This is a genomic window from Alteromonas sp. AWJ4_199 (genome assembly GCF_056159165.1).
Genome location: NZ_JBSWUR010000001.1, coordinates 1,822,711 through 1,844,948, shown reverse-complemented (window position 1 = coordinate 1,844,948; position 22,238 = coordinate 1,822,711). Strand labels below are relative to the sequence as shown.

21 protein-coding genes are annotated in these 22,238 nt (G+C 45.1%); 9 read left to right on the top strand and 12 right to left on the bottom strand.

All coding sequences use genetic code 11. The features are described 5' to 3' along the window. Positions 1 to 17 precede the first annotated feature (17 nt). Positions 18 to 545, bottom strand: coding sequence for a hypothetical protein (locus ACXAER_RS08110; protein WP_474828209.1), 528 nt, complete (start codon positions 543 to 545; stop codon positions 18 to 20). Positions 546 to 1,054: 509 nt separating this feature from the next. Here ACXAER_RS08110 and ACXAER_RS08105 point away from each other — a divergent pair. After that, on the top strand, positions 1,055 to 2,530 hold the full coding sequence (locus tag ACXAER_RS08105; RefSeq protein ID WP_474828208.1) for a catalase: 1,476 nt from the start codon (positions 1,055 to 1,057) through the stop codon (positions 2,528 to 2,530). 51 nt (positions 2,531 to 2,581) lie between these two features. On the opposite strand, the gene ACXAER_RS08100 is transcribed toward ACXAER_RS08105, so the two are convergent. Next, on the bottom strand, positions 2,582 to 3,160 hold the full coding sequence (locus ACXAER_RS08100) for a TetR/AcrR family transcriptional regulator (RefSeq protein ID WP_283622739.1): 579 nt from the start codon (positions 3,158 to 3,160) through the stop codon (positions 2,582 to 2,584). Between the two features lie 124 nt (positions 3,161 to 3,284). Between ACXAER_RS08100 and ACXAER_RS08095 the strand changes: the two genes are divergently transcribed. Both ACXAER_RS08095 and ACXAER_RS08090 read left to right on the top strand, forming a co-directional pair. Continuing rightward, the gene (locus ACXAER_RS08095; RefSeq protein WP_474828205.1) at positions 3,285 to 4,700 is read left to right on the top strand and encodes an NAD(P)-binding protein; all 1,416 of its coding nucleotides are present in this window, start codon (positions 3,285 to 3,287) and stop codon (positions 4,698 to 4,700) included. Between the two features lie 16 nt (positions 4,701 to 4,716). After that, positions 4,717 to 5,829: a DUF2855 family protein gene (locus tag ACXAER_RS08090; protein ID WP_474828203.1), complete on the top strand. Its 1,113-nt coding sequence runs from the start codon at positions 4,717 to 4,719 to the stop codon at positions 5,827 to 5,829. 66 nt (positions 5,830 to 5,895) lie between these two features. Here ACXAER_RS08090 and ACXAER_RS08085 read toward each other — a convergent pair whose 3' ends face one another. The 8 genes from ACXAER_RS08085 to ACXAER_RS08050 form a co-directional block, all read right to left on the bottom strand. Next, positions 5,896 to 6,792: an alpha/beta hydrolase family protein gene (locus tag ACXAER_RS08085; RefSeq protein ID WP_474828201.1), complete on the bottom strand. Its 897-nt coding sequence runs from the start codon at positions 6,790 to 6,792 to the stop codon at positions 5,896 to 5,898. Positions 6,793 to 6,967: 175 nt separating this feature from the next. Continuing rightward, a complete protein-coding gene (gene argA / locus ACXAER_RS08080) occupies positions 6,968 to 8,278 on the bottom strand; it encodes an amino-acid N-acetyltransferase (RefSeq protein WP_474828199.1) in 1,311 nt (436 codons plus the stop codon). Between the two features lie 18 nt (positions 8,279 to 8,296). Then, on the bottom strand, positions 8,297 to 9,679 hold the full coding sequence (gene argH, locus ACXAER_RS08075; protein WP_474828197.1) for an argininosuccinate lyase: 1,383 nt from the start codon (positions 9,677 to 9,679) through the stop codon (positions 8,297 to 8,299). A 74-nt stretch (positions 9,680 to 9,753) separates the two neighbouring features. Then, positions 9,754 to 10,959 carry an argininosuccinate synthase gene (locus tag ACXAER_RS08070; RefSeq protein WP_334050339.1) on the bottom strand — a complete coding sequence of 402 codons (1,206 nt, stop codon included), beginning with the start codon at positions 10,957 to 10,959 and terminating at the stop codon, positions 9,754 to 9,756. A 37-nt stretch (positions 10,960 to 10,996) separates the two neighbouring features. Continuing rightward, positions 10,997 to 11,908 carry an ornithine carbamoyltransferase gene (locus tag ACXAER_RS08065; protein ID WP_474828194.1) on the bottom strand — a complete coding sequence of 304 codons (912 nt, stop codon included), beginning with the start codon at positions 11,906 to 11,908 and terminating at the stop codon, positions 10,997 to 10,999. Continuing rightward, entirely contained in the window at positions 11,905 to 12,735 is an 831-nt protein-coding gene (gene argB / locus ACXAER_RS08060) for an acetylglutamate kinase (RefSeq protein WP_474828192.1), read from the bottom strand. The genes ACXAER_RS08065 and argB overlap by 4 nt, the downstream gene beginning before the upstream one ends. Then, on the bottom strand, positions 12,732 to 13,745 hold the full coding sequence (argC, locus tag ACXAER_RS08055) for an N-acetyl-gamma-glutamyl-phosphate reductase (RefSeq protein WP_474828190.1): 1,014 nt from the start codon (positions 13,743 to 13,745) through the stop codon (positions 12,732 to 12,734). The genes argB and argC overlap by 4 nt, the downstream gene beginning before the upstream one ends. Before the next feature lie 107 nt (positions 13,746 to 13,852). Continuing rightward, positions 13,853 to 13,978, bottom strand: a complete 126-nt coding sequence (locus ACXAER_RS08050; protein ID WP_276203235.1) for a hypothetical protein — start codon at positions 13,976 to 13,978, stop codon at positions 13,853 to 13,855. Between the two features lie 420 nt (positions 13,979 to 14,398). On the opposite strand from ACXAER_RS08050, the gene ACXAER_RS08045 reads away from it, so the two are divergent. After that, positions 14,399 to 14,809 carry a methylglyoxal synthase gene (locus ACXAER_RS08045; protein WP_474828188.1) on the top strand — a complete coding sequence of 137 codons (411 nt, stop codon included), beginning with the start codon at positions 14,399 to 14,401 and terminating at the stop codon, positions 14,807 to 14,809. A 53-nt stretch (positions 14,810 to 14,862) separates the two neighbouring features. Here ACXAER_RS08045 and ACXAER_RS08040 read toward each other — a convergent pair whose 3' ends face one another. Continuing rightward, a complete protein-coding gene (locus ACXAER_RS08040) occupies positions 14,863 to 15,780 on the bottom strand; it encodes a hypothetical protein (protein ID WP_474828186.1) in 918 nt (305 codons plus the stop codon). Between the two features lie 161 nt (positions 15,781 to 15,941). Here ACXAER_RS08040 and ACXAER_RS08035 point away from each other — a divergent pair, with 161 nt between their 5' ends. Together ACXAER_RS08035 and ACXAER_RS08030 are read left to right on the top strand one after the other, a co-directional pair. Continuing rightward, the gene (locus ACXAER_RS08035) at positions 15,942 to 16,691 is read left to right on the top strand and encodes a flagellar basal body L-ring protein FlgH (RefSeq protein WP_474828184.1); all 750 of its coding nucleotides are present in this window, start codon (positions 15,942 to 15,944) and stop codon (positions 16,689 to 16,691) included. 13 nt (positions 16,692 to 16,704) lie between these two features. Continuing rightward, entirely contained in the window at positions 16,705 to 17,934 is a 1,230-nt protein-coding gene (locus tag ACXAER_RS08030; protein ID WP_474828181.1) for a flagellar assembly protein T N-terminal domain-containing protein, read from the top strand. Between the two features lie 78 nt (positions 17,935 to 18,012). Here ACXAER_RS08030 and ACXAER_RS08025 read toward each other — a convergent pair whose 3' ends face one another. Next, positions 18,013 to 18,843 carry a Spy/CpxP family protein refolding chaperone gene (locus tag ACXAER_RS08025; RefSeq protein ID WP_474828179.1) on the bottom strand — a complete coding sequence of 277 codons (831 nt, stop codon included), beginning with the start codon at positions 18,841 to 18,843 and terminating at the stop codon, positions 18,013 to 18,015. A 211-nt stretch (positions 18,844 to 19,054) separates the two neighbouring features. Here ACXAER_RS08025 and ACXAER_RS08020 point away from each other — a divergent pair, with 211 nt between their 5' ends. From ACXAER_RS08020 to ACXAER_RS08010, 3 genes are read left to right on the top strand one after another with little or no spacing between them, the layout of a single operon-like run. Further along, the gene (locus ACXAER_RS08020; protein WP_474828177.1) at positions 19,055 to 19,798 is read left to right on the top strand and encodes a response regulator; all 744 of its coding nucleotides are present in this window, start codon (positions 19,055 to 19,057) and stop codon (positions 19,796 to 19,798) included. Beyond that, entirely contained in the window at positions 19,798 to 21,156 is a 1,359-nt protein-coding gene (locus ACXAER_RS08015) for an ATP-binding protein (protein WP_474828175.1), read from the top strand. The genes ACXAER_RS08020 and ACXAER_RS08015 overlap by 1 nt, the downstream gene beginning before the upstream one ends. Positions 21,157 to 21,216: 60 nt before the next feature. Continuing rightward, on the top strand, positions 21,217 to 22,185 hold the full coding sequence (locus ACXAER_RS08010; protein ID WP_474828173.1) for an alpha/beta fold hydrolase: 969 nt from the start codon (positions 21,217 to 21,219) through the stop codon (positions 22,183 to 22,185). Positions 22,186 to 22,238: the final 53 nt, after the last annotated feature.

Genomic DNA, 22,238 nt, shown 5'->3' with positions numbered 1-22,238 from the left:
TACTCTGACCCCAATTTTCAAATGAGCTCTGCCACACTCTTTAAGTAGGCTTGTTGAAGTGGAGTGAAATCCCACTCATTCAGGGGCTCATTAAATTCAAAGTTGCCCACTCGGCCTCGCCAGCTTTCTGTGGGTGCTGTTGTCCAGTTTTTCATATATACCAGCTTTCCATGTAGGCAGTGTAACACTTCAAGTTTTGGTGGTTCTGCCGAACTGTAAGCTACCCGCTCCGAGACAATAGCGCCTTCTTCACAGTCTTGGTCAAAAAACACAAAACCCCGGTAGTTGCCCTTTTCGGTAATGGTAACGAGTGATGCATATTCTTTACTCTCGGACACTTTTCTGAGCGCAGGCAAATAGCCATCAACTCGCTTTATTTGAAGCCCTTGTGATTTGTTATGCCACTGCCAACCCGAACTGCCCATAAAACTTAGCTCGCTGTTCTTGCTGTTAATACGCCAAAGTGTTTCAAAGGTATTCCAAGACGCAACGGCAATGATACACAACATTATAAAACCGGTAATGAATATGAGTGGCTTTGTCATGAGGCAAGCCCCTAGTAGATTGCGGATGCTTATTGTGCCTTTTACGAAAAAAGCACACCGCTAGACTTTCATTGCAAAAAAGTAATTCGTTTTGCTCTATCTTTTTATAGCCTCTATCGAACTAAAATAGTGAGCGTGTCAGCTGAAGAACCCATGGAATTTGCACATTTCACCATTTATTTTAGATGCCAGACAATAGCGATGAGTAGCTTTCGCTCCTTCCAGTCATAAAAAACTCGCCGATACTTACCTTCATCTTACGACGCCCCAGCAGCAAAAACAGATATTCAAAAATATTCACCTAGTAAAGGTGTTTTAGCGTAATTTGAAATCACGATTAGCATTATCTATTTTGTTCACTTTAATTGTTGTTGTGAATCAGCGATTATCTTTTTAAACGAAAAAGGTGATTAACGAAATATTGTTAATTGCGCATATAGCCCCCAGTTTTAGCGAGACTATTAGTAAAGCTGAAAAGAGGGCGAGAAATGAATTAGAAGGAATTCGCAATGAGTAAGTGTCCATTTTCAGGTACAGCTATAAATCCTACCACGCTAACATCTAGCAATGGTGCGCCCGTTGCTAATGACAATCAAAGTCGAACTGCAGGACCACGTGGCCCTGTTACTTTCGACAACCACTATTTGTTCGAGAAGCTGGCGCACTTTAACCGCGAGCGAATTCCAGAGCGCGTAGTTCACGCCAGAGGTAGCGCAGCGTATGGTACGTTTACGCTAACTAAAAGTTTGTCTGATTATACTATTGCCGACTTCTTGCAAAAAGAAGGGCAAAAGACCGATGTGTTCTTGCGATTTTCTACTGTAGGTGGTGGTCAAGATTCAAGTGATTACGCGCGTGACCCACGTGGTTTTTCTGTGAAGTTTTACACCGAACAGGGTAACTGGGATATGGTGGGGAATAACACGCCCGTATTCTTCTTGCGAGACGGCATTAAGTTCCCTGACTTCATACACAGCCAGAAGAAGAACCCACGTACTAACTTGCCAGATCCGCAGGCGGTATATGAGTTTTGGGCAAACAACCCACAGTCGCTACACCAGTCAACTATTTTGATGTCTGACCGTGGTATCCCGTATTCATACCGTCATGTGAATGGCTATAGCTCACATACCTTGAGCTTTTGGAACAACGCCGGTGAGCGATATTGGGTGAAGTGGCACTTTAAAACTAACCAAGGTATCAAAACGCTTACTAACGAAGAAGCAGCGAAAATGCCTGCCTATGGTGCCCAACAAGATCTTGTTGAAAGTATTGATAACGGTGATTTTCCATCGTGGACAGTGAACGTGCAGATAATGACCGAAGAGGAAGCACGTATTTATCGTATCAATCCGTTTGATCTTACCAAGGTATGGCCGCACAGCGACTTCCCGTTAATTGAAGTAGGACAGTTGGAGCTAAACCGTAATGTTGATAACTACTTTGCAGAAACTGAGCAAGCAGCGTTCGCGCCGAGCAATTTGGTACCGGGCATTGGTGCATCGCCAGACAGAATGCTTCAAGCGCGATTAATTGGATATCAAGATGCACACAGGTACCGCATTGGTGCAAACTACAATCAAATACCGGTAAATGCACCACGTTGTCCGGTACACAATTATCAGCGAGATGGCGCTTTTGCAGGGATTAACCCAGCACTTGCGGGAAGTGGAGCGAACTTCTATCCAAATAACCGAGTGCGAATTGGTGAGCCTGCTGAAATGCCAGAGGTACAAGAGCCACCGATGCCTTTAGAGCAAGATGCATGGTTAGATATTTATGATAACCGTGATGAAGATAACTACTCTCAGGCAGGTAACTTGTATCGCATTATGAGTGAAGATCAAAAGCAGCAGTTAGTAAACAATATCGCTGATGGTTTAAGCCAAGCGACACAAGATGTGCAAGAAGCGATGTTCGTGCAATACGACTTGGCAGATAGTGATTATGGCGCCCGTGTAAGACAGGCGGTATCTAACAGATAGAGTAAATGGGGTCAGAGTTAATTTTGGAAAAAGTACTCTGACCCCGCTTTGTTACTGGGTAGCGACTAGGGCGTAAACGTGCAAACGAATGGCTTGAAGCGCACGTTCTTTCCAATTGTTCCAAGTAATACGGTTGCTAATTTCGTGCTGATTTAACGTGATATAACCATGATTTAGCGCCCACACCTGCATAGCAACATCTTGCTTTTCTTCGACAGACAAATCTTTTTTAATCAGCGCCGCGGTAAGCTTAGTTAGCGTGATAAAGGCTTTTTCACCCGCCTCGATAGCTTCATCTGAAGGGGTATAGTCTTTCAAATTAGAAGCGAAAATTAGTCGATAATGAGCCGCGTGGGTTTCTGAAAACGTTAAAATACGCTCGCAGCCATTAATCACTTTTTCTGCCGCAGTATTACCATCGGCTGCCAACATTTCACGCTCTACCAGCCCGAAACCTTCAATATAGAGCGCATCTAGAATGCCTTGTTTACCTTTGAAATGGCTATAAATGCCTATAGTAGACATACCTGCACCGTCAGCAATGGCGCGCACGCTAAGCGCGTTTGTACCGCCTTTTAAAAACAGTGCTGAAGCAGCATCTAAAATCTTTTGTCGCGTATCTTTTTTCATTTACACATCATTTACATGTTGCGCAATATAACACCGTTATGTAAGGTGGCTTAATAACGCTGTTATATCTCTTGGTTTAACATTCAACCTGCCTGGCCGCAGGTTATTCATAAGGATACTATATATGAAAACTGAGCAATTAACCTGCGATTATTTGATTGTAGGCGCTGGCGCGGTAGGGATGGCATTCGCTGATGTACTGCTTCACGAAACAAACGCTAACATTTTGATTGTAGATAAAAATGCGAAGCCCGGCGGGCATTGGAATTATGCCTACCCCTTCGTTACCCTTCACCAGCCTTCAGCGTTCTATGGCGTATGCTCAAAAGAGCTAAATCGGGGCGTAATCGACAAGTGTGGAATGAATGAAGGTCTAATGGGGTTAGCTTCAGGCCAAGAAGTTAGCGCGTATTTCGATGCGGTAATGAATGAAACCTTTTTGCCTTCAAATCGAGTGCAGTATTACCCGCTATGCGAATACAAAGGAAACAAACAGTTTATTTCTACCTTAAGTGGCAAGCAGTATAACGTGACTGTGAACAAGAAAATTGTTGATGCTACTTATCTAAACACCAATATTCCGCTTACCCATACTCCAAGCTTTACTCGCGACCATGATGTAGCGTTTACGCCAGTTAATACCCTGGTTGAAAATATCGAAGGCTTTGAAAACTACGTGGTTGTCGGTGGTGGTAAAACGGGTATTGACACCTGCCTATGGCTGCTTGAAAACCACGTAGCGCCGCATAATATTCATTGGGTGGTATCGCGAGATGCGTGGTTACTCAACCGTAAAAATACCCAGCCCTTAGATGACTTCTTCTTTGATTCTATTGGGGCACAAGCGAATCAAATGGAAGCTATTGCTGCGTCAACTTCCATTGAAGACATGTTCGACAAACTAGAAGAACGCGGTGTTTTATTGCGTTTAGATAAAAACGTAAGACCCAGTATGTTCCACGGGGCAACGGTAAGCGAACTAGAGCTTAAAGCCTTACAAACGCTGCCATCTGTCGTTAGACAAGGTCGGGTTAAGCATATCAGCCGCGATAAGCTTCAATTTGAAAATACAACATGGAGTATGCCGGATAGCGCCCTTGTTATTGACTGTTCTGCTTCAGCGCTTACTAATTTAGAGATGAAAGCGGTGTTTGATGGCGACACCATCACCCCTCAAACAGTACGTGCCTATCAACCCGTCTTTAGTGCAGCGCTTATTGCCCACGTAGAGGCGGCCTACAGCGATGAACAACAAAAGCAGATGCTGACACAAGTGGTCCCATTACCTAATCGTGACGTCGACTGGTTACCCATGACTGCTGCCATGTTGCGAAACATGCAAATTTGGGGGGAAGACACAGCGCTTAAAGATTGGATCTACCATTGTCGACTAGATGGCTTTTCAAAAATAGTGCACGGCGTGGCAAAAGACGATATGCAAAAAATGCAGGTATTAGGACGTTTGAAAGAAGCTGCAGCACCGGCCATGCAAAAGCTGATGACTTATATCCACGACTTAAAAGCTACTGGGCAACTTTAAGAGGTTACAAATAGCGATGAAACAGTTTCAAATAGACAAAACGAACCCAAACCGTTTTCGAATAATGCAAACAGAAGCTAGTCATGATAACGCGCAGATAGAGGGAGCTGGAAAGGCGAAAAGCCTAGTAATCAAAATTGAAAGGTTCGCGTTTACTGCCAATAACTTGACCTATTATATGGTGGGTGACAAGCTAGGTTATTGGCAGTTTTTTCCACCTTTTAATACTAGTAGCAACGAAAACTGGGGCGTTATTCCTGTATGGGGAGTGGGTCAAGTAATTAGCTCTAACAACGATAGAGTAGAAGTTGGGAGTCGTTTTCTAGGTTATTTTCCGCCCGCTGAATATTTGGTGATGGGTAACACCACAATTAATGGCAGTAACCTTATCGACTGTAGCCCTCATCGTTTGAAGTTGCCCCAAGGGTACAATGTCTACCGACCACTTCCTGCACTAGCGGCTGATGCTAACGCTGAAGTAAACACTAAGCAGCACAGCCAAGAAAATTTTCAGATGTTGCTGTGGCCGCTATACGCAACGTCTTACTGTCTATCAGAAGTAGTCGATGCTATACCTGGGGCACAAAGAGAGCAGTTATTAGTATTAAGTGCTTCAAGCAAAACCAGTTTAGGGCTTGCCTTTGCGTTAAATGAAGCCGGTATTAGCGCGATAGGCGTCACCTCTGAAAAGCGCATTGCATCACTTGAAGCGTTAAATGTTTACAGCACTGTTATTAGCTATGAACAGCTGGAAATGTTGCAACTAAAAAGCACCGTTGTGGTCGACATGTCCGGAAATGCCAAGGTTAAAGACTCAATAAAATATAAACTTGGTGTGCATCTAAGCAGGTACATTAACGTTGGGCTTACTCACTGGCAGGACGTTAAGCCCGCAAGCGATGAGGAGTTCTTCTTTGCGCCTGCTCATATACAGCAGCGCATGTCTGAGATTGGGGCTGCTGAGTACCAGAAGTTAAGTAGCGGGTTTGTCTCAAAAGCCATTGCGTGGAGTGCCGGTTGGTTAAACGTTAAAGAGCGTGGAGGGTTAAGCGCGCTACAAGATGACTTTAGCGAACATCAACAAGGTCATATTCCTTCAAATGAAGGGAGAATATACACACTTGCTTAGCGCGTAACCAGAGCACCCGTATCGAGTTCGAGCGCTTTGATAAAAAGCGCTCGTTCGAAGGTAATATCACACGTATTGATTAAAGTAATCGGTGACTTTAGGCCATAGGTGCTGACACTTTCGTGAGAAAAACTTCATGTGGCCTATTTCTTTTACGTTATGGGCCTGAGGGTCGAGTTTCTCCACCTCGGCTTCCATATTGGGGAAAACGCTAATCATATCGTGGACGTTGTGAATATTAGCAATGTCGTCGTCGTTGGCGAGTAACCACTTAGAAGGAATTTGAATAGTGTCGTAGTGGTGCTGGTTAACATCACTGCCAAACCCTGTTTTTACGTAGCCTTTGCCGTTACACCATTTTTGCCATTGGCGCGCCACTTTTTTAGGCAGTGGTTCTCCCATGCCTACCCACTGAGATTTCGTATGGCCGAACAGTAAATTACTCACGGGGATATAGAAATTCATAAAGAAATGCGCTTTTAGCAAATAGCTTTTACGCATGTTTCGCAAGCTACCTGATGAACTGCCAAAGTTACAAAAAGCAGTGAGGTCGTGTACGTTATGCATCAAACCCAGTAGTTGACCACCTGCGCTATGACCAACAAGAAAATAGGGGACATTAGGGAAATGAACCTTTAGTGTCTCTAGCACCGCCGGCATATCTTGTTCACCCCAGGTTACAAGTGATGCATCGCTTTGTTTAACGCTGCCCTTTACCGACTCGCCAATACCTCGGTTATCGAACGTGATAACGCCAAACCCTTGCTCACACAAATAAGTAGCAAATGCGCGGTAAAACTGACGTTTAATACCCGTTGCGGGACCAATCATAACGGCTGCTTTAGCAGGCTGCTCGGGGGTGAAAAGAGACGCTGCAAGTGGCGTGCTATCAACGCAAGTAACAGTGATATTTTTAACACTCGTACTTTTTAGGGGGGCGTGTTGCTTTATTTTGCTCGACATTGGAGATCTCGAAAACTCATCTGGTCTAACCAGTAAACCTTCTGCACCAATAAAATGCAATATCCTGACAATTTATTTTGTTGATAGTTAGTGCTGAGTGATAAGTGACGCGCAAATGCTACTGCTTAGCTGGGATGGTAAGCCATAGCATTCGCGCTTTAAAACAAGAGATTTCCTAAACCGTTAAGGTAAACACTTTAGAATTGCGCTGGAAGTTATATAGCTCTTTCTTTACGGCAGGTAACGCACTAATGTCAGCAGGTTCAAACCCTTGCTCCAAAAACCAGTGTGCGGTAACTGTGGTCAGTACAAAAATACTGTTGATACCGGCTTCTTTAGCACGCGTTCGCACTTCATCTAGAATCCGTTCGCCACGGTTTTTACCGCGATAATCTTGGTGGGTCGCCACACAAGCTAGTTCGGCGCAGCCGTCTTCAGGATATAAATACAAAGCTGCGCACGCGATGATCATGCCGTCTCGCACTATCACGATAAACTGGTTGATTTCGTTCTCTAAACGCTCTCTAGAGCGCTTAACTAACACGCCGCTTTCTTCTAGCGGTTTTATTAGCTTTAAGATCCCGCCCACATCTTCGATAGTCGCTGCACGCAGTTGTTCGTAATGGTGTTCCATTACAAGCGAACCCGTACCGTCACGGGTGAACAGCTCTTGAAGCAATGCGCCGTCCTTTTCAAAGCTGATGCAGTGGGCACGGGGAACACCTGCAGCTACGCTGGTGGTAAGAGCGCTTAACACCGTATCTTCGGTTGTAATGTCGCCCGCCATCATCAACTGTTCTAGCTGAGGGCGTTCAATGGTGCGAAGTAAACGTCCGTCACGGTTGTATACGCCATCATAGTTTGAAAATACGATAAGTTTGTCAGCTTTAAGGGCTATAGCCGCCTGCGTAGCTACATCTTCGTGAGATAAGTTAAACACCTCTCCCGTTGATGAATAGCCCATAGGCGATAGCAACACAATCGAGCCATCGTTTAAATGATCGTTAATGCCGGTCGTATCAATACGGCGCACTAACCCCGTGTTCTCAAAATCAACACCGCCTCTCACGCCCATTGGCTTGGCCACCACCAAGTTGCCCGAGCACACGCGTATTTGCGAGCCGTGCATAGGTGAATTCGGCAGCCCCATGGTAAGCAGAGCTTCTACTTGTGAGCGCACCGAGCCTGCGGCATCTTTTACGCACTCAAGAGTCTGTTTATCGGTAATGCGTACACCGCCTTCAAAGCGGCCTTCAATATTGCGAAGGGCTACGCGCTGATCAATCTGCGGGCGGGCACCGTGCACTACGACCACGCGCACGCCCAAGCTGTTAAGCAGGGCAATATCGTGAATAATATTTGGGAAATTAGGATGCTCAATGGCTTCGCCACCGAACATCAAAACGAAGGTCTTTCCCTGGTGAGCATTAATATAGGGCAGTGAACTGCGAAACAGTTTTATGCCGTCATGATGCGCTAATACCATCTAAGCAGTTCCTTGTCGCTACCCTTGCTTATCCAAGTCTTCCAGCTCTTGATACAGTGCTTTAGTAACTGTTTCTTTGCTGGTTCCGCCAAGGATATTGCGCTGGTTTACACCGTATTCTAATTGAAGTACTGGATAAACATCGTCTTCGATTTTATCGCAAATCGCCTGCATGTCGCTTAGCGGTAAATCTTCAATAGCGCAGCCTTTGTCGATAGCCTGAAGTACGACACGGCCCGCGATATCGTGGCCTGTTCTAAACGGCACACCTTTACCAACCAAGTAATCTGCAAGCTCGGTTGCATTAGAAAAGCCTTGAGTTGCCGCAGTACGACAGCGCTCTTCATTAAGCTGCAGTGAGTCGAGCACTTCGCTGGCAATGCATAAACAAATATGCCACTGGTTTACCGTATCGATAGCGCCTTCTTTGTCTTCTTGCATATCTTTGTTATATGCAAGTGGAAGACCCTTCATGGTAACCAAAAGTGCTTGTAACGAGCCAAATACACGGCCGCATTTGCCACGCATTAACTCTAGTGCATCTGGGTTTTTCTTCTGCGGCATAAGCGATGAACCAGAAGTTACGCTATCGCCTAACTGTAAGAAACCGGCTTCGCCAGAGTTATAGAAAATCATGTCTTCGGCAAGACGAGACAAATGCATCATGCTGGTGCTGGCTACAAATAAAAGCTCTAGCACAAAGTCTCTATCCGACACAGCGTCTAGGCTGTTAAGGCATGGAGAGTCAAAGCCCAGCTCTTCAGCAATGGCGTGACGATCTACAGGAAACGTGGTACCTGCCAATGCGCCAGAACCTAAAGGGCACTGATTCATGCGTACTTTTAAGTCGTCTAAACGGCTTAAGTCACGCTTTAGCATTTCAACGTAAGCTAAGCACCAGTGTGCAAAGTGAATAGGTTGTGCACGCTGTAAGTGAGTGTAACCTGGGATGATCGCTTCTTGATGACGGCTTGCGGCATTTAGAAGAGATTTAATAACACCTAAAACATCAGCACGAAGTGAGGTAATATGTTCTCGTACCCACAGGCGAAAGTCAGTAGCCACCTGGTCGTTACGGCTACGACCTGTGTGTAGTTTACGGCCAATATCGCCAAGCTTTTCAATAAGCGCAGCTTCTACAAAGCTGTGAATATCTTCTTCGCTCGATGCGTTAAAGTCTAATTCTCCAGCATCGGCTTTCGCTTTTAACTCGCTAAGTGCTGCTTCAAGCTGTGCTTGTTCGTCAGCAGTTAGTACGCCTGCCTTTTGCAGCGCACGAGACCAGCTGATAGAGCCTTGAATATCTTGGCTTGCCATAACTTGGTCAAACGGCAGCGAGTCGTTAACCTGTTTAAACATACTACTTGCACCGGACTCAAACCGGCCACCCCACAACGCCATGCGATGCTCCTTAAATACTGTTTGTTGCCTTTGATACCTGCGCGTAGCTGCTAAAAGCTACGCGCGGTATACAATTAACCTTGATTTTTTAGTGCTTCAATACGACTTGAAAGACTGAATAGGCGGATAAAGCCCTCAGCGTGCTTCTGGTCGTAAACATCGTCTGCACCAAAGGTAGCAAAGTCTTCAGAGTAAAGGCTGTTGGGCGATTTACGCTGGGTAACGGTAGCTTGGCCTTTATAAAGCTTAACCACTATCTCGCCTGTCACTTTCTTAGCAAAAGACGCTGCACCAGCAAGCAGTGCATCGTTAAGGGCAGTAAACCAACGGCCATCGTACATAACATGTGAGAACTCAAGGCCAATTTGCTCGCGGTATTTAAGCGCCGCTTTATCTAGCACCATAGTTTCTAGCGCTTTATACGCTTTAAGTAATACAGTGCCTCCTGGCGTTTCATAACAACCACGTGACTTCATGCCTACAAGGCGGTTTTCAACAATGTCGATACGCCCAACACCGTGTGCCGCAGCAACAGTATTAAGTTTAACTAGCGCTTGATAAGGCGATAGTGCTTCACCATCAACATGAGTCAGCTTACCTTCGTCAAAAGACAGGGTAACGCGCTCAGGCGTGTCTGGTGCATCTTCTGGGTCAACCGTCATGGTCCACACTTGCTTGGTAGGCTCTTGCCATGGATCTTCAAGCTCGCCGCCTTCATGTGAGATGTGCCATGCGTTTGCATCACGGCTATATATTTTTGTCGCTGACGCTGTTGTCGCAATATTGCGCTCAGCGAGGTACGCAAGTAAGTCTTCGCGGCTTACCATATCCCACTCACGCCACGGCGCGATAACGGTAAGATCTGGAGCAAGGGCGGCAAAGGTGCTTTCAAAACGCACCTGGTCGTTACCTTTACCGGTACAACCGTGACATAGGGCGTCTGCACCTACTTTACGGGCAATCTCAACTTGCGCTTTTGCGATTACCGGGCGCGCCATTGACGTACCAAGTAAATATTCCCCTTCGTATACTGCACCTGTCGTGATAGTAGGGAAGATATATTCGCTTACGAACTCTTCTTTTAAATCAACAATGTGGCACTCGCTCGCGCCAGACGCGATAGCTTTCTCGTGAAGGCCTTCTAGCTCTTCATCACCTTGGCCCACATCTGCCGCAAATGCGACAACTTCACAGCCATAGTTTTCTTTAAGCCATGGAATGATGGCCGATGTATCAAGCCCGCCTGAATAGGCCAGCACGATTTTTTTAACGTTTTGCATCTAAATAATCCTTCTAAGCGTCTCTTTAGGCGTCTTTTTAAGCGTTAAGTAATTGAGTAAGAATGGCGTTTTGGCCATGCATTCTATTTTCGGCTTGCTGCATTAATAGCGACTTATCGCTATCAATTAACGAGCCTGTAATTTCTAAATCGCGATGGGCAGGTTGGCAGTGCATAACGTAGCTTGCTCCTGTTGCTTCCATCAGCGCTTCGTTGACCTGATAAGGCATGAACTTTTCTTTGATTACTTCAAGTGGCGTATCGTCACCCATTGAAAGCCATGTATCTGCATAGATAACGTCTGCGCCGTTAGCAGCACTAAGCTCTGTGCTTTCAACAATAGATACACCCGTTTTCTCGGCAATTGCTTTGGCTTGCGCCACAATTTCAGGTGCCGCTTCGTGACCCTCTGGCGTGACTACAACTTGGTTGCAACCTAAAAGCGCACCAACAATTAATAGTGAGTGAGTTACATTGTTGCCGTCGCCCACATAAGCCATAGTAAGACCTTCAGTTTTGCCGAAGCGTTCAAACATAGTGAGGTAATCAGCAAGGCCTTGGCATGGATGATATTTATCACACAATGCATTAATAACCGGCACATTTGCAGCCTTAGAAAAGGTTTCTAGCGTCTCGTGTGAAAATACACGAGCGACTATGGCGTCAGCCCAGCACGCTAGGTTTGCAGCGGTGTCTACTGCGTCTTCACGGCCGGCTAATTTGCCCGACTGCACATCTAAATACACCATGTGGCCGCCAAGCTTATTAATACCAATATCAAAGCTTACGCGGGTTCGCAAAGATGGCTTTTCAAACAGGGCAACAATTGATTTCCCCGCTAGCACATTGCTGTAACTTGCTGGGGCTTGTTTAATTTCTACAGCCAATTGCAGCAAGTTTTTCATTGCGTCGGGTGTCCAGTCTGCAAAGGTGAGTAGGTCCTGTTTCATTGTACTTCTCCGGCATTGCCTTTTGTTAATTCAGCGTTTATTGGCTTTGTGTTTGCCAGCGCTGCGGGCAGAATTTGTGTACCCGTTTTTTTATTTAAAATGTCGTTGATATCGGCTGTCCAGCTTGCGATGTAAACCGCGCGGTCTAGGCTCTCTGCAGACGCAAGTGCCGCATCTACTTTCACCTTCATTCCGTCAGTGATCACGCCTTCGTCTGCATATTTCGCAATACTTGCAGCGTTAAGTTCGCTAATTAGCGACTTGTCACCGTCCAATACACCTTCAACATTGGAAAGTAATAAAAGTTCTGCGTTAAGCAATTCGGCGATAACCGTAGCAGCTTGGTCGGCATTGACATTCAGCAGTCTACCTTGTGGGCTTGAGCCAATAGAGCTAATTACCGGAAGTGTAGACTGCGCTAGTACGTTTTTCAGAAACGCAGCATCAGCAGTTGAAGGCACACCTACCGCACCGTATTGATCAGCCAGTGGCTCGCATACCACCATATTCCCGTCTAGCAGAGATAAACCAACAGGAGTAATGCCTGTGGCAAGTGCCGCTGCGCAAAGTTGTTTGTTAGCAGAGCCTGCAAGTGCGCCGCAAATATAAGGCATGTGCTCATCGGGCGTAACGCGAAGGCCATCAATTTTAGTGCTTTGAAGACCAAGGCTCGCCATTAGGGTTTCAACTAACGGGCCGCCACCGTGCACCACAACAACGGGGCGGGTGGCTTGAACTTCTTTTACGCTTAAAAATAAGCGCGTCATTGCTGCTGCATCATCAAGCAATGCACCACCAACTTTAATTACGATAGGTGAAACACTCATAGTACTAACCCTGTTTCTACTGGTTGTTTCGTCATTATGTTAAGGCATTGAATAGCCTGAGAGGCTGCGCCTTTCATAACGTTGTCTATAGCAGCGGTAACCACTGCATACCCGGATGCTTCATCTAGCTTCCAGTGAAGATCAACAAAAGGGGTATGAGCAACGTCGTCAATTTTTGGAAAACTGGTACGCAAACGCACAATAGGTTTATCAGCATAGGCGCCAGTGTACGCTTGTTCAAGCTGCTCGGTGGTGGTACCAGCTTTAACCTTCACGGTGACCGTTGCCAAGATACCTCTTTTGAAGTTGCCAAGGTGCGGCGTGAAGATAACGGGCGTGCCCAAATACGCTTCAATTTCAGGCGTATGACGATGACCTAATACGCCATATGCTTGAAGACTGACCTCAAAAAAGCTGGTGGTTAAACTGGCTTTTCTACCTGCACCTGATACGCCGGAAACGGCGTTAATTACAGGGCGTACATTTGCATCAAGCAAGTTATTTTCAGCAAGTGGTTTAAGTGCACTAAGGCTGGCTGTGGGGTAGCAACCCGGAACAGCAATTACATCTGCGCTGGCAATCTGTGCTTCGTGCCACTCGGCAAGACCGTAAACGGCCTGAGCTAGACTTTGCTTTTGCGTATGAGGGAAGCCATAAAACTGTTCGAAAACTTGGGTGTCTTTCAACCTAAAAGCGCCTGATAAATCAAGTACCTTTGCTTTACCTGAAGATAGAACAGGCATCCAGTCGTGGCTTGCTTCATGAGGCGTTGCTAGAAAAATAAAATCAACATCGTTAGCCATCTCTGTTAGGGCAGCATCTGAGATAGGCGTGAGCGTAGCATTGACATGGGCCAAGTTGCCGTGAAGCTGTGCAATATTTTTACCCGCATCGCTACTTTTCTCAGATACATAAGTACCCGCTAACGTAAGTTTTGGATGTTGAATTACCAACTGAACAAGTTGTGCACCTGTGTAACCACTGGCACCAATAATTGAAACGCTATACATAATTTAAAATTCAATAAAAGGAGAAAAAAATCACTTTTTACCTTTGTAAACTGGTTGGGCGTAAATCCTTGCCTAACCGCGACCACATTACAAAGGTAAAAAGTGTGCTACCGAATAAGCATAGATGTGCACACGCATCGTCGTGCGCTATGCAAGGTGTAGCCAGCCAGGGGAGAGGTAAACTCTTTGTCGTTGCTAGTGGTTGAACCAACAACGCGAGTTGGTTGTGTCATCATCAATTCCTATCATGTTACAACCCAAATTTCAGGGCTGGATGCCTTAACCGTGGACTAGTGTATCTAATTTGAATGATTATGCAATAAAAATGTATAAATATTTTATCTTGTATTTATGCTGTTTAGCCTGTAACAAGATACTTAATAATATATTTATAGTTGTGACAGTAAGTTGACAACAAGACTAATAGAACTGAATATTTATATTTAGTAGCTAATAAATAGTAGTCGTACTTACTTATGGCAGCCTTGGTGCTTAATAGGCTAAGAATAAAGTCTGTTTTTGCAAAGAAAAACGGGCCCTAATTGTAAAGCGCAAGTAGCGCATGAAATCAGACAGTGATAAGTGATAGGTTGCTATAGACCTAAGCAGAAAGCTGTAAAAATACGTTGTTGGGATTAAACTCGGAAAATAAAATGAGCAAACTTACTTTAGCGCTGGTGGCGCACGACCATAAGAAGCCCGAATTACTGGCATGGGTTAAACAGCACATTGACGTGCTTAAGCAGTGTAATTTAGTAGGAACAGGAACAACAGGCGGTTTAGTTGCCAGTGAAACCGGATTAGACGTTACACGCTATAAAAGCGGCCCGCTTGGCGGAGATCAGCAAATAGGCGCGTTGATAGCAGAAAACAAGCTAGACGCTCTATTCTTCTTTTGGGACCCCTTAAATCCAGCGCCCCACGACCCCGATGTAAAAGCGCTATTGCGTTTGTGTTCAGTATGGAATGTACCTGTAGCCTGCACGCCAGCCACGGCTGATTTGGTTATTACGTCACCGCTTTTCTTATCACCTGATTACAAGCCAGTTAAACCCAACTTCTAAGGCCTTCGGGCAAGCACTATTTTCTCTACGTGCGCTTGTTCAAAGTTGAGGCTTTAATTTAAGCCTCGTTGAACGAATTGGTAAGTAGCGTCCGCGGCCTTATTGGCTATTCCCGCCTTTATATCAGTAGTCTCGATAGACGTTGAGGCTAGTGCATTGTCATCCGAAACCTGTAAAACACTATCTGCATTAATTTCGCTGAGGGACGATGACACTAGAGCTTGGCCCATAGACCACAGGTTATTTGAAATACTTTGCCCAGTAACGTTTTCAACGGCTAAGTCTACAGCGTTATACATAAGGCCACTTACGCCCCCATATAAAAAGCTTCCAGCCAAACTTGCCGCGGCAGCAGTATGGCTAGAGGTGGTTGCCTCGTAAATATCAGACACTATGGGCAGGTGGTTTGCAATATTTAAAACATCAAAGCCGTCTTTAAGGTTAAGCCCGTCATCACCAAATGCGTTTGTGTATAGGGTGTCGAATAAAGTTGGGCTGGCTTCATTTTGATTAATACTAGTATTGTTAATGTCAGACGTTGCGCTGGTAGCAGCAGTATTAGTGGTGTCGCTATTAGTGGATAACGCTTGAAAGATATTGTTTTGCAATGCAGTTAACAGCGTACCTTGCATAGCGACTATGGCATCATCTGAAAGTACATTGCTCATGTTTGTCAGTGGTGAGAGAGCATCTGCTGCAAGGCTTGCAGTACTGATAGCCTCTTCTTTATCCGCAATAGTATCCGTAACGGTATCTGATGTACCCACTGGTTCATTCGTCTGACTCTGTTGTTCAAGTAACAATGAGAATATAGACGGCAAAGAATCGCCGCTTGTTGCCGCTTCATTATCTGATGTTGTTGCAGAATTTGTCGCTTTACTGTCATTGAAACCTGACGCTAAATCGAGCTTTGATAACAGTGCATTGAAACCAGTTCCAACAGAGCTGGTGGTTGTGTTTTCTAAGGCCATAACATCCCCTTACCCGCAGGCATATAGTTGATTTGTAAAGGTTTTGCAAATAGAGAAAGTGAACGAGATTTCTTCTGATTTGTTCGTTTAAACTTGCTCCTGTCAGGTCATGGATGGCACTTAAATTACACACTGCATAAAAAATAATACTGAGCAATGTCATGAAAGTTCGATGCCATATACACACACTTATCGCAATCTTTACACTTGGGGGGTGCGCCCAAACAATTACTGAAGAAGAGCAGGTGGTTCAAAATAGCCCTACTAACCCCAATGTGTCGCAACGCGCAGTTAGCCAAATAGAAGACGAACCGAAACCTGGTCATCCGCGCTATTCACCACCCAGAGCGCAGTCCACACCCACTTTACATGTGCCCACCGGGTCTTTATTTAACCCTGAGCAATCAATAGGGCTTTATGAGCGTCATGCGAACTTTAAAGTAGGGGATATGATATTGGTTAAGCTCGATGAGCAGACCCAATCAGAAAAGTCTCTTGATTTTAATACCGACAAAAATACTTCGTTCGATTTGGCGCCCGTCACATTAAAACTAGGTGGTATTCGTGTTGAAGGCGATGATGTTGAAGTAGAGCATGAGCAAGACAGCGAATTTGCTAGCTCAGCTCAAACCAAACAATCAAATTCAATGAGTGGAAGTATTACTGTATACGTCACCGGTATAACCCCTGCTGGAAATTTACTTGTAACCGGAGAAAAGTGGATAACAATGAACAGGGGAAAAGAATACATTCGTTTTTCCGGAGAAGTACGTAAAAAGGACGTTGATGAAAGCAATACCGTGTTGTCATCTAAAGTCGGTAACGCATTAATTGAATACAGCGGTACAGGTGATCTACAGGAAAATCAGCAGCCTACGGTAATCGGTAAACTGTTTTCAATTTTTGGTTAGTGACGAGAATTACATGTACAAGAGCCGATTACGTAAAACGCTTACTGGGTTAGTTTTATTCTCTTCACTAATCGTGATTAAGCAGCCTTGCGCTCAATGGGTACAAGGCGAATCTACTGTAGCCCTCGCAGGGGCAGAGTTAAGCGATATAAGAACCAGTGCCATACAAAACGCTATCGCAGATGCGGCTTTTCATAGTGGCAGCACGATATCAGCACAAGATATTATGGTAGATGGTTTACTGCTTTCTAGTAAGGCAGAAATTCGTTCTCAGGGAAGAATACAGCGTGTAGAAATTATAAGTGAAACACTTAAAGACGACCTGCTTACTGTAGTGGTGAACGTTAATATTACGCCTCTGTTTAACTGTACTAATAATGGATTAGCCCATCGGATACTAGTAACGGAGTTCTCTTTAACTTCACCGCAGCAAGCTGCTACCGGTATGCTTTATTCATTTGGTAGTCATGTATCTCAACGTTTTACACAGCAGCTCAATGGGCTTTATAACGGCAATAGTGTTAGCCAGATTCCCGTTTCCCTCATTAACGTAAATACTTGGCTAACGTCTAGTCTCTCTGATGTCGATTTGACGGCGATGTCCACGTACCTTCGAAATGAGTATGGTCAGCAATTTGTGGTATTTGGGTTTGTTAAAGACATTTCGCTTTTTGAACAGGTGTCACAAGCAACGTCGGTATTTGAAAGCGATAGTACAGCACTTCGCAGAAACTTTACTGTTCAGGTTTACGTACTCGATACGTTTAAAGCGAAAGTTATTTTCAACGATAGCTATCACAGTGAAGCGGACTGGCCGTTCTCTCAACACGATTCTGTAGATAGTAACAATAGCCTTTTGTGGCGAAGTGATTTTGGTCGAATGGTGCTAAACACTATACACGCTGCCATTACCGATATTCATGGGGCATTACAGTGCGAAACAACCTATGCGCAAGTTATAGATATATCGCCGGACTATATTGCAATCGACCTAGGTAAAAATAGCGGTTTGACGGCAGGAGATAAATTTTCACTCGTAAAGCAACGCGCGTTACCTACCCTAGGGTTATCAAGAAAATCGGGTTTATTTTCGAGTAATACCCTTACTTTAGAAGTATTTGAAGTGGCTGACGAGGTTAGCTTGCTTAAGGCTGAGCCAGGTAGTGATAGCGTACATCTTGGTGATTTTGTGACGCCACTGACCATATCCGTAACACAAAAGTTGTCTGAGGCTCAGCCATAAAAAAGGCTGGCCGAAGCCAGCACTTTTTACGGTGGGTAAGGTGGGTAAGGTGGGTAAAAAGGGTAAAAAAGCTAAGCGTTAAGGCTTAAATAGCTCGTGTAGCTTACGTTCTTCTTCGCGCAGAGCTGCTAGTTGCGCTTGCTGCTCTGATGTTAGGACTTGAAACATGGCCTGGTGCTGTCTAGCTTTTTCCACGCCGGCATTAACAAGGCTATCTTTGTATTGCGCGATAAGCGCGTCCCAAGCGTCTTCAGAGAAAGACTGGCTTCGAATTAAATCTCGCTGGGCGTCTTTAAAATTGCGTAGCGTCTCTCTATTTGTTTTCGATGTCTCTTTGAACGACTCGCGAAGCTCAGCAAGGCTTTCTATTTGTGCGTCGGTTAATTCAATGCCTTCGAACAAAAACTCCCTAGGCTTGGGTTTAGGACCTTGACCCTTACCATCCATTCGTTTGGAAAAGTGTGCCTCTTGTTTTACGAAAGCATCATGATGTTGTTGTCTATCTACTTCTCTTTTAGCGTCTCGAGCTAACAGAGTTGCTTGCTGTTCTTCATTCAGCACCTTGTAGATGTCGTGGCGCAGTTGAGCAAAAGCAAAATGCTTTGCTTCGCGCTCTTCAATTTGGGTTTGGATAAAAGCGCTGATCTGCGCTTCAGTAGCGCTCGCAAAATCTAAGTTAGGTTTTTGAATATCACCAAATTCAGGTCGAGGGTTAGCGTCTTTAAATGCGCTTACGAGTGTTTTTATTTCTTCGCGCTGGGCGTCACTTAAGCTGATGCCGCGAAGATGTTTAACAATTTCTTTTACCGGTTCGTGGTGACGCATTCCAGGCCCGGCAGGATGCGCAAGAGCGAGGCCACCTAAGCCAATTGCTGCTACTGTTACACTAGCAATTAATAACTTTTTCATTGTCGTCTCCTTTTTTTCGGACATGCTAATCGTAGCGTGCGCGTCTAAAAAAGCAGTCAATGCAGTGTAAAGCTTATGTAAAGGTAATGCCGATTTGTGATTGTAAAGGTCTGAAAAGATATAGTACGCGTTTTGTCAGTGTTGTTTGTAAGCTTAAGGCGAAGCACCCCGCAAGCGTAGGTTGAGTTTTATCTAATTTACAGGCATTTTCATGAATCTAGCAGTTAAAGAGTTTAATACCATGAGTTCAGATTTTCACTTGCAGTCTATCCTTGTTATTGATGATGACCTAGAGCTTACAGAAATGCTTTCCACGTACTTATCGGGTATGGGTTATCAGGTGCAAGTGCGAAATGGTGGTGAAGAAGGATTATCAGAAGCGATCTCCGGGCGTCATTACGACCTGATACTGCTTGATGTGATGATGCCCAAAATGGATGGGTTTGAGGTATTGAAAAAGCTTCGAGCAAGCCACAGTACGCCAGTACTTATGCTTACTGCAAGAGGCGACGATTACGACCGCATTTTAGGCCTTGAGATGGGGGCCGATGACTACTTGCCTAAGCCTTTTAACCACCGCGAGCTTGTAGCGCGAATAAAAGCTATTGTCCGCCGTCATAATTTGTCGTCAACTGGCGGAGCCGTTGAGCAAGACTTATTCGTCAATGGTATCTTTCTAAGTCCCCGCAGTCAGCTGGCAAAAGTGGATGATGTTGAGTTAACACTTACGACAACGGAATTTTTAATTCTGCGCCTGTTAATGCTCAATGCCGCTCAACGCGTTACTAAAGAAGAGATAAGCTTAAAAATACTGGGTAAACCACTTCAAGCCTTTGATAGAAGCATTGATATGCACGTAAGTAATTTACGCAAAAAAATTGGTGCAGTGGCCAGAGATGAAAAAATTAAGACCATTCGAGGTATAGGGTACATGTTAATTGTTGGAAGTCATTGATGGTAAAACTGTTACGCAGTATTAGCCCAACGCGGGCCATCATGGGCCGCTTGTTCCTTTGGTTTTGGGCTACATTCATTGTAACTGCCTTATTGGCTATTTGGGGCAGCCGCCTTTTCTTCGAAGACCTTGAAATCGTACCCATAAAGCCACCTGAAGTGGCTGCTCTCAATCAAGTGGTGGAGCGTATTCAAAACGATCGTTTTCAAAATGCGCCATTACGCGGAGCGCTTGATCGTCATTCCAGAGCTGGGAGGGGGCGAATGGTGGCTGTCGACATTAGTGATAATCGTGTTATTTCAGGTGGAGGGCCTCCGCTTCGTAACGAAGACAGAGAGGATTTACTTAGATTAGTAACACAAACGTCACCCATAGCTGTGAAGCGTGGAGCATTCAAAATATTGGGTCCGGTTTTCTTTGAGCGCAACGGCACCCGATTTGCGCTTTTTACGGTTAGACTGGAAATGCCTGAAAAGCAAACGCCACCGGTTTTACTGTTTCTTTGTATCGCGTTGATCACCACCATATTATTGAGCTGGTTGTTTGCGAAATCACTGACAAACCCTATCTTACGTATCCAAATCTCAGCGAAACGCATAGCAAATGGCGACTGGCAGGCGAGGGTAGGGCGAGCGGCTAAACGTCATGACGAGCTAGGGCAGCTTTCGCGCGACTTTAATAAAATGGCTGAGCAGTTAGAGTCTATGTGGGGGGCGCAAAAGCGCTTATTAGCCGATGTATCACACGAACTTCGCTCACCGCTTGCACGGTTACAAATGGCGCTTGGTCTTGCCCATCAACAAAATGTAGACCCAGAGACGTTAGCGCGGGTAGAGCGAGAAGCTGACCGTATGGAAACGCTGGTAAGTCAGTTGCTAACATTAAGTCGTGCCGAGGCTGGTCAAGCTAAGATGGAAAAACAGATGCTATCGTTAGTGCTCAACGAAGTTTTTACCGATGCGAATTTTGAAGCAGCAAATAAAAACAAACAGTTAAAAATTGATGATATACCTAAAAAAATTGTTGTCATCGACAGTATGATGCTCTGTCGCGCTGTGGAAAATGTTCTGCGTAACGCCATTCGTCACAGCAGCTTTTTAACGCATATTTCGTATAGTGAAGACGATGAGCAGTGGAGCATTCATATCACCGATGACGGTGAGGGGCTGACGGTAGAGGAATGTGAACGTATATTTTCGCCGTTTTATCGGGCTACCCTTGCAAGGGAGCGAGAGTCAGGAGGCGTTGGACTAGGTTTATCCATTGCAAAAGCATCTGTTGAGTTGCATCATGGGCGAATTATAGCTGAACCTGTTGAGCGCGGTGGGCTGCGAGTAACCCTGTCATTTCCGAAGTAGTAACTTTGACGATGCTCTGCAGTCTTACCAAGAGCGCCTATTAACTTTAATAGGGTATTTATGAACTGGATGTTCACATCAGAAAACAATTTAGCCAGCACCTTCGCCTCCCACATTAATCCTTTTTGGCAGGACAGTGTTACTCAGGGCCATTTCACTGGCAAAGATGATATAAAGGTGCGCTACGCCTACTGTATTCCAGAAACGCCGCAAGCCACTATTGTTATTTGTTCGGGTCGCATAGAGTCTTACTTAAAATACAAAGAGTTTATTTACGACCTTTATCAGAACGGCTTTGCCGTTTTTATTCTCGATCATCGAGGGCAAGGCTTGTCTGACAGAATGACACGTGATCCTCAACACGGGTATGTCGCGGATTTTGATGACTATGTTGATGACTTTGTCATGTTCGTAGAAACAATAGTGAAACCGCTACAGCAAGGTCCGTTACAGCTGGTTTGCCACTCGATGGGCGGCGCTATCGGAGCGCTTACACTGTTGCGTTTGCCTAACTTGTTCTCCAAAGCTGTGCTGGCTTCGCCCATGTTCGGTATTAAACCTTCCTTGCCTAATTGGTTGGCGAATGGCTTAATCCGAACCGGCCTAGCGGTAAATAGAATGAAAAAAGCAGACGCAGGGTATTTCTTCGGTCAAACACCGTATATTGCGTTTCCTTTTTCATTGAATAAGCTTACCCACAGTAAAACCCGCTATGCGTTGTTTCGCGAGTTATATGATGAAGAGCAAGAAATCCAGCTTGGGGGCGTAACTACTGAATGGTTGGCCGCAGCCCATCAGGCTATGAATAGGATTGAAGATAGTGCGGCGGCAATCACCACTCCAGCACTAGTTTTAAGCGCCGACGATGACGCCATAATAGATAATAAGCGCCAACGAAGGGTGACACACCTAATGCCAAATGCTGAGCTTGAAATTATACCAAGGGCTTATCATGAATTATTCACCGAGTCAGACGACATTCGCGAGCGCTCTCTTTCCAGAATTCTAGACTTCTTGATCGCAGAGTAGGTGATGAATTTCCGTGTTTCGTTGTAGAATACGTCGGTTATTAACAGTGAAGG